The sequence below is a fragment of the Dokdonella fugitiva genome, from assembly GCF_004342425.1.
Lineage (GTDB): Bacteria > Pseudomonadota > Gammaproteobacteria > Xanthomonadales > Rhodanobacteraceae > Dokdonella_A > Dokdonella_A fugitiva.
Genome location: NZ_SLWQ01000003.1, coordinates 407,726 through 419,634, shown reverse-complemented (window position 1 = coordinate 419,634; position 11,909 = coordinate 407,726). Strand labels below are relative to the sequence as shown.

11 protein-coding genes are annotated in these 11,909 nt (G+C 70.9%); 6 read left to right on the top strand and 5 right to left on the bottom strand.

Features of this window, described 5'->3' with window-relative positions; all coding sequences use genetic code 11:
• Positions 1-2 precede the first annotated feature (2 nt).
• On the top strand, positions 3-665 hold the full coding sequence (locus tag EV148_RS08615) for a 2-hydroxychromene-2-carboxylate isomerase (protein WP_131996554.1): 663 nt from the start codon (positions 3-5) through the stop codon (positions 663-665).
• 57 nt (positions 666-722) lie between these two features.
• Here EV148_RS08615 and EV148_RS08610 read toward each other — a convergent pair whose 3' ends face one another.
• Together EV148_RS08610 and EV148_RS08605 are read right to left on the bottom strand one after the other, a co-directional pair.
• Positions 723-2,402, bottom strand: coding sequence for a sensor domain-containing diguanylate cyclase (locus tag EV148_RS08610; RefSeq protein ID WP_131996551.1), 1,680 nt, complete (start codon positions 2,400-2,402; stop codon positions 723-725).
• A gap of 111 nt (positions 2,403-2,513) precedes the next feature.
• Positions 2,514-3,569 carry a threonine aldolase family protein gene (locus EV148_RS08605; RefSeq protein ID WP_131996548.1) on the bottom strand — a complete coding sequence of 352 codons (1,056 nt, stop codon included), beginning with the start codon at positions 3,567-3,569 and terminating at the stop codon, positions 2,514-2,516.
• Positions 3,570-3,663: 94 nt separating this feature from the next.
• Between EV148_RS08605 and EV148_RS08600 the strand changes: the two genes are divergently transcribed.
• On the top strand, positions 3,664-4,296 hold the full coding sequence (locus EV148_RS08600) for a DUF4124 domain-containing protein (protein WP_131996545.1): 633 nt from the start codon (positions 3,664-3,666) through the stop codon (positions 4,294-4,296).
• Between the two features lie 49 nt (positions 4,297-4,345).
• Here EV148_RS08600 and EV148_RS08595 read toward each other — a convergent pair whose 3' ends face one another.
• From EV148_RS08595 to EV148_RS08585, 3 genes are all read right to left on the bottom strand, one after another.
• On the bottom strand, positions 4,346-4,849 hold the full coding sequence (locus tag EV148_RS08595) for a methylated-DNA--[protein]-cysteine S-methyltransferase (protein WP_131996542.1): 504 nt from the start codon (positions 4,847-4,849) through the stop codon (positions 4,346-4,348).
• Positions 4,850-4,970: 121 nt separating this feature from the next.
• On the bottom strand, positions 4,971-6,437 hold the full coding sequence (locus tag EV148_RS08590; RefSeq protein ID WP_131996539.1) for a DNA-3-methyladenine glycosylase 2: 1,467 nt from the start codon (positions 6,435-6,437) through the stop codon (positions 4,971-4,973).
• 194 nt (positions 6,438-6,631) lie between these two features.
• Positions 6,632-7,411 (bottom strand): SDR family oxidoreductase, encoded by a 780-nt coding sequence (locus EV148_RS08585; RefSeq protein ID WP_131996536.1) that lies wholly within the window; start codon positions 7,409-7,411, stop codon positions 6,632-6,634.
• Positions 7,412-7,486: 75 nt separating this feature from the next.
• Between EV148_RS08585 and EV148_RS08580 the strand changes: the two genes are divergently transcribed.
• From EV148_RS08580 to EV148_RS08565, 4 genes are all read left to right on the top strand, one after another.
• Positions 7,487-7,738, top strand: coding sequence for a lipoprotein (locus EV148_RS08580; protein ID WP_131996533.1), 252 nt, complete (start codon positions 7,487-7,489; stop codon positions 7,736-7,738).
• A gap of 127 nt (positions 7,739-7,865) precedes the next feature.
• Positions 7,866-9,695, top strand: coding sequence for an FAD-dependent oxidoreductase (locus tag EV148_RS08575; RefSeq protein WP_131996530.1), 1,830 nt, complete (start codon positions 7,866-7,868; stop codon positions 9,693-9,695).
• 55 nt (positions 9,696-9,750) lie between these two features.
• Entirely contained in the window at positions 9,751-11,628 is a 1,878-nt protein-coding gene (locus EV148_RS08570; protein ID WP_131996527.1) for a 2-oxoacid:acceptor oxidoreductase subunit alpha, read from the top strand.
• The gene (locus EV148_RS08565; RefSeq protein WP_131996524.1) at positions 11,629-11,907 is read left to right on the top strand and encodes a hypothetical protein; all 279 of its coding nucleotides are present in this window, start codon (positions 11,629-11,631) and stop codon (positions 11,905-11,907) included.
• Positions 11,908-11,909: the final 2 nt, after the last annotated feature.

Sequence of the window (11,909 nt, the reverse complement as noted above, 5' to 3'; positions counted from 1 at the left end):
CGATGCCCACCGCCAGCTGGTATTTCGATTTCGTTTCGCCGTTCGCGTACCTGCAGCTGCCCGCGCTGCGCGCCCTGCGCGAACGCCTCGTGATCGAGCCGGTGCCGATCGTGTTCGGTGCCGTGCTCGCGCGGCACGGGCAGCTCGGCCCGGCCGAGATCGCGGGCAAGCGCGAGTTCACCTACCGCTTCGTGCAGTGGGAAGCCGGGCGCGCCGGCATCGGCTTGCGTTTCCCGCCCGCGCATCCCTTCAATTCGCTCGCCGCGCTGCGCCTGTGCATCGCCGCGGGCGGTGGTTGGGATGCCGTGACCGCGATCTTCGAACATCTCTGGCGCGATGGCCGCAGCGGGACGAGCGCGGGCGAACTCGCCGACGTCGCCGCTGCGCTCGGCATCGACGATGCGTCCGCGGCGATCGCCGCGGACGACGCCAAGGCCCGCCTGCGCGCGAACACCGATGCGGCGCTCGCGGCCGGCGTGTTCGGCGTGCCGACGCTCGCACTCGGAGGCGAACTCTTCTGGGGCAATGATGCGACGCCGATGATCGAGGCCTGGCTCGCCGATCCGCGCCTGTTCGACGGCGCGGAATACCGGCGCATCGCCGCGCTGCCGGTCGGCGTCGAGCGTGCGCGCGCCGCGCATGCCGAGGGCGCCGCATCGCCGTAGGGAGGGTCGCGCCGCACGGCGCCGAGTCCCGCCGGCATCGCGCCGCCGCGCAGCGCATCACTCGGCCGGGCCGTGCGCGGTTTCGGCAGCCGGCGCCAGTGGGCCGCGGTGCGTGCTGACGAGGTTGCGGCCGCCGCTCTTGGACAGGTACAGGGCCGCGTCGGCGCGCTCGATGAGGTCGTCCGGCGTCGCCACGTCCGGCTCGAGCGTGGCGACGCCGATGCTGAGGGTGAGCCCCACGCGCACGCCGGATATCAGCATCGGCATCTCCTCGACGCGCCGGCGGATGCGCTCGGCGACGCCTTCGGCGTTGGCCACCGTCGCGCCGGGCAGCACGACGAGGAACTCCTCGCCGCCGTAGCGGCCGAGCGCATCGCCCTGGCGCAATTCGGTCGCGATCGGCGCGATCACCGCGCGCAGGCACTGGTCGCCGGCACGATGGCCGTAGCTGTCGTTGACGCGCTTGAAGTGGTCGAGGTCGAGGAACAGCACCGCGAGCGGCCTTTCCTGCGCGCGCGCGACGACGAACGCGCTGCGCAGGCGTGCGACGATCGCGCGGCGGCTGAGCACGCCGGTGAGCATGTCGTGCTCGGCGAGCCGGTGCGCGATGTCGCGCTCGTGGCGGATCGACACGATGTGGTCGGCAAGGCCGAACGCGAGCACGATGGCGGCGAACGCGAACGCGGCCGGCAGCGCGAATTCGAGCCACACCGGCTGCGGCCAGTGCAAGGTCAGCTGGAGCGCGCGCAGGATCACGAGCAGCAGGCCGGGCACCCACGCGCACAGGTAGTAGCCGCCACGCCGACCGCCCTGCTGCCAGGCGAGGAGTCCGGCGACGAGCAGCAGCGGCGCGAGCAGCAGGAACGCGAACGACAGCACGTCCTCGAGCCAGCCGGTCGCTTCGATCCCGGGCGCGACCACGAGCAACGCGAGCGCGACGAGCGGCCAGCTCGCGGCCGCGAGCACGCGATCGAGCCGCGGCGCGCCGTGCGGCAGGTCGAGGAACTGGCGCGCGAAATCGGTCGACAGGATCGCCGCGAGCAGCGACATCAGCCAGGTCGCGCGGATGCCGAGCGGCGCGAGCCAGGCGAGCGGGGCGTACTCGAAGCCGACGCCGGACTCGTAGAACTCGAACAGCACGATGAACAGCATCTGGCCGACGAAGTACGCATACACGCGTTCGCGCAGCACGATGAAGAAGCTCAGCATGACCAGCAGCGTGGCCAGCTGGATCGCCGGGAACAGGATGTCGAGCCGCGCGCTGACGAGGTCGCGCGTACGCGCCTGCGCCATGTCGGTGATCGCGAGCCGGCGCGGCACGGCACTCGCCGGCCCGAACCACAGGTACACCGGCTGGTCCGCGCGCAGGTCGTCCGGCAGCACGATGGAGATCGCATGGCGCGTGAACTCGCCGCCGTCGGCGCGGTAGACGCTGCGCTCCACGCCGGCGTACGCGGGTGGCAGGAAGACGGTGACTTCGAGTCCCTGCGGATCGGCGATGTCGAGCACCGGTGGGCGCGGATCGCGCCAGTCGCTGGCGAGCCGCAGGCGGTACCAGACGCCGGCGAGGCGCGACGGCGTCGCGGCCGCGTACGGCTCGGCGACGAAGTGGGCGTCCTCGGCCCCGGCGACGATGCGCGCGGCGGCTTCGCGCGGCAGCGGCGGCTCGAGCCGCGCCACGAACATCGGCGCCTCGCTCGCCCCGGCTCGCAGCACGGCGAGCAGCAGCAACGCCATCACTGCGTGGCCCAGCCACCCCGACCTTCGTGAACGATCATCCAAGACACGCCCTTCTTCGCTGCCTCACCCCCAGGGAAAGCAAATCGCGGGCCAGTCAGAAACCCTGCGTCATGACGCGTTTCGTCGCTTTTCCTCGCACAATGCCCGAACCACCGCCGCGGCCCGTTCGATGGCGCCCGCATCGACGTCCAGGTGCGTCACCGCGCGCACGCGCGACGGGCCCATCGCGACCATGCGCACGCCACGCGCCTGCAGCGCAGCGACGAACGCACCGGCACCGCCGGCCTCGACATCGAAGTAGACGAGGTTGGTCTGGACATCGTCCGCTGCGATCGTGATCCCCGCTGCGCCCGCGATCAGCCCGGCGAAGCGGCGCGCATTCGCATGATCCTCGGCGAGGCGTTCGACATGGTGGTCGAGCGCGTACTCGCACGCGGCGGCGATGATGCCGCTCTGGCGCATCGCGCCACCCCAGCGCAGCTTGATGCGGAACGCCTCGTCGCAGAACGCGCGGGTGCCCGCGAGCACGGCACCACCCGGCGCGCCGAGCCCCTTGCTGAAGTCGATCCAGACCGAGTCCCAACCGCGCGCATGCTCGGCCGCGGCGACGCCGCTCGCGATGCAGGCGTTGAGCAGGCGGGCGCCGTCCATGTGCGTCGCGAGCCGCGCTTCGTGCGCGGTCGCGGCGACCTCGTCGAGCGTCGCCCGCGGCCATACCGCGCCGCCACCGAGGTTCGACGTCTGCTCGGCGACGACGAGGCGCTGGCGCGGCGCATGCGGCACGTCGGCGCGGATCGCCGCGCGCAGCGCCGACGCGTCGAAGATGCCGCGCCGGCCGGCGATCGGCTCGATCATCACGCCCGCGAGCGCGGCGGGGCCGCCACCTTCGAAGCCGATCAGGTGCGACGTCGCATCGCACAGCACGGCGTCGCCGGGCCGGCAGTGCACGGCGAGTGCGATTTCGTTGGCCATCGTGCCGGACGGCAGGAACACCGCGGCTTCCTTGCCGAGCAGCGCGGCGCAGCGCTCGAGCAGGCGGTTCACGCTTGGATCCTCGTGCGCGCGCTCGTCGCCGACCTCGGCCGCCGCCATCGCCGCACGCATCGCAGCCGTCGGGCGCGTCTTCGTGTCGCTGGCCAGGTCGATGAAATCGGCGACGGTCATCCGGATCTCCAGCAGGGTGGCAGACGCGCATCGTAGTCCGATTCCGCCCGCGCCGGGACGCGCCGCCCGTCATGCACGGGCGTACCATGCGCGCATGCCACGCCTGCTGCTCCTGCTCGCCTGTTTCCCGCTCGCCGCCGCGGCGACCGAGGTGTACCGCTGCACGGGTCCGGACGGCATCGGTTACCAGGACACGCCGTGCGCGGATGCGCGCGGCCAGTCGGTGATCCACCTCGCCGATCCACCGCCGGTGGTCCAGGCTGCGCCATCCGATGTGGTCGATGAAGAACCGGCGCCGCCCGCTGCGCCGGCGCCGCCGCCGACGGCGGTGCCGGCGATACCGCCTCCGTCGTTCTACCTCTGCGTCGCGACCGATGGCAGCCGCTACGTCAGCGAAGACGGCATCGGCCGCCGCAGCCTCGTGCCGTACGCGATGCTCGCCGACTCGGGCCGGAGCCTCGCGCAGGCGTACGGCCCCGGCGGCATCGGCGTCTCGGCTCCGGAACTGCAGCATCCGTCGTCGATCCCCGCGCATGCCGACCCGCTCGGCGCGAGCTGGGTCTGGGTCGTCGACGACTGCCACCACGCCGACGCGGTCGAAGCCTGCGCCTACCTTCGCAACGAACTCGACAAGGTCACCGGCCAACTGCGCCGCGCCTTCAGCGACACCGAGGCCCGGCTCGAACAGGAGCAGGCCGAGCTACGCGAACGCCTGCGCGGCTGCTGACGCGTTTCGCTCCGGAGCCAGGCTCCCAAGCCAAAGGCTTCGGCTTGGGTTACGCCAGCGCGAACGGTGCGCGCGGGGCGTGGCGGCGTTCGTGGGCGAGCAGCCATTGCTTGATGGGCAGGCCGCCGCCGAAGCCGGTGAGTTTGCCGTCGGCGCCGATCACGCGATGGCAGGGCACGATGATCGGCAGCGGGTTCGCGCCGTTCGCGGCGCCGACCGCGCGGCTCGCCGACGGGTCGCCGATGCGGCGCGCGAGTTCGCCGTAGCTGATCGTTTCGCCGTAGGGAATGCGCACGAGCGCGTCCCAGACCGCCTTGCGGAAGGCCGTGCCTTCGGCCGCGAGCGGCAGGTCGAACGCGTGCAGCTCGCCGGCGAAATACGCGCGAAGCTGCGCGATCGCGTTCTCGAGGCCGCGGCGACCGCGACGCCACGACGGATCGATGCGCTCGCCCCGGTCCGCGCGTTCGAATCCGACGTGGCGCAGGCCGGCTTCGTCGGCGGCGAGCAGCAGGCGGCCGATCGGCGTATCGAGATGGTCGTAATTGACGGTCATGGCCTCGGGACTCCGGGGTGTCGAATCGCGGTTGAAGCCGCTCCCACGGCATTGCGGACGATGCGGCGGAACGAGCACCGCGGGCGTGGCTCCGGCCGCGATGCTCCCCCTCCGCAGGAACCTAGCTGCTGCGCCACAGCAGCATCACCGCGTACGCGCGCCACGGTCGCCAGTTCTCCCCGAGCCGCTCGAGTTCACGCGTGGACAGGGTCCGGCCCTGCCCCGCCGCGCGGCGCAGGATGAGGTCGGCGGCCGGAAATGCGTCCGGCTGGGCGAGCGCGCGCATCGCGATGTAGTGCGCCGTCCACGCACCGATGCCGGGCAACGCGACGAGGTCGCGCTCGAACGCGGCAAGCGGCTGCTCGGCGCGGAACGCGAGCCGGCCGTCGAGCACCGCGCGTGCGATGCCGCGGATCGTCGATGCGCGGGCGCGGATGATGCCCTGCTGCTCCAGCGGCGCATCGACGAGCCGCTCCGGCGTCGGGAACAGCACGCCGACGCCGTGGGCCTCGCCGTCCGCATACGGCGTGCCGTATGTCGCCGCGACGCGCGCCGCGAACGTGCGCGCCGCGGCGACGCTGACCTGCTGGCCGAGTACCGCGCGCACCGCGAGTTCGAACCCGTCCCATGCGCCCGGCAGGCGCTGGCCGGGCCAGCGCCGGACCAATGGCTTCAGCAATGCGCTGCCGCGCAGCGCGAGTTCGAGCGCGCGCGGGTCCGCATCGACGTCGAACATGCGCTTGACGCGCGCGACGATCGTGCCGACCGCGCTGCTCGACGGATGATGCACGCGCAGCGCGAGCGCGTCGTCGCCGGGGAGCGCGGCGACGTCGAACCAGCCGGGCACGCCGGCGACGACGACGCTGCGCCGGTAGCTGCGATCGTCGACCGCCTCGACGCCGGGGATCGTGCGGCGGCCGTAGAAGCCCAGCAGGTGGTCGAAATCGTACGGCGCGCGGTACGGCAGGCGCAGCACGAGCTCGTCCGCGCCGGCGTCCGCCGCCGCGCGGCCGCGCCGGAAATCGCGCGGCGGCTTGCCGTACGTCGCGACGAACGCGGCGTTGAAGCGGCGCAGGCTCGCATAGCCGGATGCTTCCGCGATGCGCGCGATCGGCATCGCGGTTTCGGTCAGCAGCTGCTTGGCGAAAAGCAGGCGACGCGTCGCGGCGACGTCGAGCGGGCTCGCGCCGAGTTCCTCCGCGAACACGCGGCGCAGGTGGCGCTCGCCGACGCCGACGCGCGCGGCGAGTTCAGGCAACGAGCCATCGTCGAGCGCACCCTGCTCGATCAGCCGCAATGCGCCCGCGACGAGTTCGCTCTTCGCCCGATGCAGCGGCGAGCCCGGCGCCGCCTCCGGCCGGCAGCGCAGGCACGGTCGGAAACCCGCGGCCGCCGCGGCCGCCGCGCTGTCGTAGTAGCGGATGTTCTTCACGCGCGGCGACGGCGCCGGACAGACCGGGCGGCAATAGATCCCGGTCGACGTGACCGCGACGTAGAAGAGGCCGTCGAAACGCGCATCGCGCGTGAGGCGCGCCTGGTCGCAGACGCGCGGATCAAGGGACGTGGCGGGTACGGCGGCGGCTTGCATGCGACGATGCTAGCGCAGGTGGACAGGCGCGACTCGCCGTTTTCGGCTGTGGTTGCCAGTCACCCGGACGCCCTTCGACTCCGGCCTGCGGTCCTGCGCTCAGGGCGAACGGTTAAAGCCTGCGCGGAGCACGGCTCCCGTGGGAGCGGCGCGGGTCTCGATGCTCTTCAGCCCGACCAGCCATCGGCCCCCGCTCAGAACCCGTAACGCAGGAACCCACCATCGACTGCAATGCACTCGCCCGTCACGTAGCTCGATGCGGGCAGGCACAGGAATGCGACTGCGCCCGCGACTTCTTCCGGTTCGCCGATGCGGCCCATCGGCGTGCGCAACAACACGTCATCGAGATAGTCCGGGTCGGCGAGCTTGCCCTCGGTGCGGCGCGTGCGGATGTACCACGGCGCGACCGCGTTGACGCGGATGCCATCCTCGGCCCATTCGCACGCGAGGTTGCGCGTGAGCTGGTGCAGGGCCGCCTTGGTCAGGCCGTACGGCGCGCCGGTGCGCACGTGCACGAGGCCGGACACGGAACCGACGTTGACGATCGCCGCATTGCCGTGTTCGGCGAGGTGCGGGTGCGCGAGGCGGCACAGTTCGAATGCGCTGAGCACGTTGAGGTCGACCAGCGCGCGCACCTCGTCGAGCGTGTAGTCGAGCGCGGGCTTCGACTCGTTGCCGCCGACGTTGTTGACGAGCAGCGACAGGTCGACGTCGAGGTCGGCGATCCAGTCGAACACTTCGAGGCGCTGTTCCTGCACGGCCAGGTCGGCGTCGCACGCGAAGAACGCGCCGTCCGGGAATTCCTCCGCCAGTTCCGCGCGCGCCTGCTCGAGGCGCACCTCGTCGCGCGCGACGAGCAGCACGTCCGCGCCGAGCGCGGCGAGCTCGCGCGCGCACGCGTAACCGATGCCCTGGCTCGCGCCGGTCACGAGCGCGGCGCGGCCATCGAGCCGCCAACGTGACGGATTCGCCATGCGTGCTTCCTCCTGCTTGTGGCCGGCGCCGGCCGCGGCGCAGACTCTAGCGGATACCGCCACCGGGAGTCCGCCATGAACCGCACCATCCTGCTCGCGGGCGCGCTGCTCGCCCTCGCCGCCTGCGGCGGCAAGCACGACGCCGACGCCGCCAAGGCGGATGCCACCAGGGCCGACGCGCCCGCGCCGCCTGCACCGAGGCAGAAGACCGTGTTCGACGACCAGCTCAAGGCGATCGACAAGGCCAAGGGCGTCGAGCAGCAACTGCAGCAGGAGAAGGAAAAGCACGACCGCGACATCGAGGCGCAGGAGAACGGCGACGGATAGCCGCGCGCGGAACGTCGCTTCCGCGGTTCGCGCCATGCGCGCATTTGGTGCGCTGCGCTTTGCACCACGCCGGGACTAGGTCTAGTCTCGGCGACCGCAACACTGTGCGTTTCCAGAGGGGACCGTAGTGCAGCCGACCGATACGCGTGACCCCGCCTATTTCCACAAGGTCGTCGATTGCCAGTGGGCCTGCCCGGCCCATACGCCGGTCCCCGAATACATCCGCCTGATCGCGGCCGGCCGCTATTCGGACGCCTATCTCGTCAACTGGAAGTCGAACGTGTTCCCGGGAATCCTCGGGCGCACCTGCGATCGCCCGTGCGAACCCGCATGCCGGCGCGGCCGCGTCGAGGCGAGCGCGGGCGGCAAGCCCGAGCCCGTCGCGATCTGCCGCCTCAAGCGCGTCGCGGCCGACTTCAAGGACGACATCCGCCCGCGCCTGCCGAAAGCGCCCGCGCAGCGCAACGGCAAGCGCGTCGCCTGCATCGGCGCCGGACCCGCCTCGCTCACCGTCGCGCGCGACCTCGCGCCCCTCGGCTACCACGTGACCGTGTTCGAGTCCGACGCGAAGGCGGGGGGCTTCATGCGCACCCAGGTACCGCGCTTCCGCCTGCCCGAGCACGTCATCGACGAGGAGACCGGTTACGTCCTCGGCCTCGGCGTGGACTTCGTCGGCGGCCGCCGAATCGAATCGCTGAAGGCGCTGCTCGCCGAGAACTACGACGCGGTGTTCGTCGGTTGTGGCGCGCCCCGCGGGCGCGACCTCGACCTGCCCGGCCGGCGCGAAGCGGCCGCGCACATCCACGTCGGCATCGACTGGCTCGCCTCGGTCTATTTCGGCCACGTCGCGAAGGTCGGCCGGCGCGTGATCGTGCTCGGCGGCGGCAACACCGCGATGGACTGCTGCCGTTCCGCGCGCCGCCTCGGCGGCGACGACGTCAAGGTGATCGTGCGCTCCGGCTTCGACGAGATGAAGGCGAGCCCGTGGGAGAAGGAGGACGCGATGCACGAGGGCATCCCGATCCTCGACTACCGCGTGCCGAAGGCATTCGTGCACGAGGGCGGCCGGCTGACCGGCATGACGTTCGGGAAGGTGCGCGCGGAGCGCGATGCGAACGGCCGGCGCACGCTCGTGCCGACCGGCGAAGCCGACGACTTCTTCGAGTGCGACGAAGTGCTGATCGCAGTCGGCCAGGAAAACGCGTTCCCGTGGATCGAACGCGACATCGGCATCGCGTTCGACCCGCGCTGGGACATGCCCGTCGTCGACAGCGTGACGATGCAATCGAGCCTGCCGCACGTGTTCTTCGGCGGCGACGCGGCGTTCGGCCCGAAGAACATCATCTGGGCGGTCGCGCACGGGCACGAAGCCGCGGTGTCGATCGACGCACTGTTGTCGGGCGGCGACGTGCGCGCGCGGCCCGCGCCCGCGGTCGAGATGATCTCGCAGAAGATGGGCATCCACGAGTGGAGCTACGACAACGACGTCTCGCCCGACGAGCGCTACAAGGTGCCATGGGCCGACGCGGGGAGGACGCTCAGGAGCATCTCGCTCGAAGTCGAGCTCGGCTTCGACACCGAAACCGCCTGGAAGGAGACGCAGCGTTGCCTCAACTGCGACGTGCAGACCGTGTTCACCGAGCGCGTCTGCATCGAGTGCGACGCCTGCGTCGACATCTGTCCGATGGACTGCATCACGTTCACGCAGAACGGCGACGAGGCCGCGCTGCGCACGCGCCTGTCCGCGCCGGCGCTGAACGCGACGCAGGATCTCTACGTGTCGGGGCCGCTCAAGACCGGCCGCGTGATGGTCAAGGACGAAGACGTCTGCCTGCACTGCGGCCTGTGCGCCGAACGCTGCCCGACCGGCGCGTGGGACATGCAGAAGTTCCTGCTCGGCATCACGCACGCCGGCGAGGGCTGCCGCTCCGGCGGGCCGAAGGAGAAGGCCGCATGAGCGCGCGGCCGGCATCACTGCGCGCCGCGGCATCGGCGATGCCGGGAGTCGGTGCATGAACCCGATCTGCGCAGTCAACGACTTCGTCGTCAAGTTCGCCAACGTCAACGGTTCCGGTTCGGCCTCCGCGAACGAGCTGTTCGCGAAGGCGATCCTGCGCATGGGCGTACCGGTCAGCCCGCGCAACATCTTCCCGTCGAACATCCAGGGCCTGCCGACCTGGTACGAAGTGCGCGTGAGCGGCGAAGGCTGGCTCGGCCGGCGTGGCGGGGTCGACCTCATGGTCGCGATGAACCCGCAGACCTGGGACGCCGACGTGCGCGAGATCGAGCCCGGCGGCTACCTCGTCCACGACTCGACGCGCGCGCTGCCGAAGTCGAAGTTCCGCGACGACGTGCACGCGATCGGCATCCCGCTCACCGAGATCTGCAACCGCAGCTGGACCGATCCGCGCCAGCGCCAGCTGTTCAAGAACATCATGTACGTCGGCGCCCTGTCGGTGCTGCTCGACATCGACGTGGCGATCATCGAGCGCCTGCTCGGCGAACAGTACAAGGGCAAGGAAAAGCTGCTCGACGCCAACAAGCAGGCTTTGCACCTCGGGCGCGAGTATTTCCTTCATGCGGATCCGTCCGCGACAGACCGGCCCTCCACGGCCGGGCTTTTCGACAAGGAGCACTTCGGCCTGCGCGTGCAGCACGCCGACGGGGTCGGCGACCGCATCTTCGTCGACGGCAACAGCGCCGCCGCGCTCGGCTGCGTCTACGGCGGCGCGACCGTCTGCGCGTGGTATCCGATCACGCCGTCGTCCTCGCTCGCCGAGGCGTTCCAGAAGTACTGCATGAAGTATCGCGTCGATCCCGGAACCGGCGCGAACCGCTTCGCGATCGTGCAGGCCGAGGACGAAATCGCCTCGATCGGCATGGTCGTCGGCGCCGGCTGGAACGGCGCGCGCGCGTTCACCGCGACCTCGGGCCCGGGCATCTCGCTGATGACCGAGTTCATCGGCCTCGCCTACTTCGCCGAGATCCCGGTCACGATCATCGACGTGCAGCGCGGCGGCCCGTCGACCGGCATGCCGACGCGCACGCAGCAGGCCGATCTCGTCGCCTGCGCCTACGCCTCGCACGGCGATACCAAGCACGTGCTGCTGTTCCCGTGCGACCCGACCGAGTGCTTCGCGTTCTCGGCCGACGCGCTCGATCTCGCCGATCGCCTGCAGACGCCGGTGTTCGTGATGACCGACCTCGACATCGGCATGAACCAGCGCCTGTGCGCGCCGTTCACGTGGGACGATGCGCGCACGTACGACCGCGGCAAGGTGATGAGCGCGGCCGAGCTCGAGTCGGGCAAGGACTTCGGTCGCTACAAGGACGTCGACGGCGACGGCATCCCGTACCGCACCTACCCGGGCACGCATCCGGACAAGGGCGCGTACTTCACGCGCGGCACCTCGCGCGATCCGTACGCGCGCTATTCCGAGCGCGGCCCCGACTACGTCTACAACATGGAGCGCCTGCTGAAGAAGTTCGAGACCGCCAAGTCGCTGGTGCCGCAGCCGTTGTTGCGCAAGGCGGCGCAGCCGACGACACTCGGCGCGATCCACTTCGGCTCGACCGCGCCGGCGATGGACGAGGCGATCGTCGCGCTCGAGCGCAACGGCGTGCACCTCGACACCCTGCGCGTGCGCGCGTTCCCGTTCGCCGACGCGGTTGCCGAGTTCATCGCCGCGCACGAACGCGTGTTCGTCGTGGAGCAGAACCGCGATGCGCAGCTGCGCTCGATGCTCGTCAACGAGTTCGGCATCGACCCCGCGCGGCTCGTGCCGGTATTGCACTACGACGGCACGCCGATCACCGCGCGCTTCATCACGCGCGCGATCGAAGGCCGGATCGGCGTGCAGCAGCCGCGCGAAGCGGACAAGGTGGCTTGAATGAACGCATTGTCACCGTCGTTGCAGTCGCTGTTCTCGATCATCATCCCGGCGCTGGTGCTCGCCGCACTGGTCCTGCTCTGGCGACGCGACCGCTCCGCGTGGCTGGTCGTCGCGCTCGGCGCGGAAGCAGTCGGGCTCCTGTTCCGTTTCGCGCTGACGCTCATGCCCGATCTCCTGCACTCCGCGCCTCTGATGTTGTCGGCATGGACCTTGTCGGCGCTCGTGTTCGCGGTCGGCCTGCTCGGCTATGCGATCGAAGTGAACGGGAAGCGCTGACC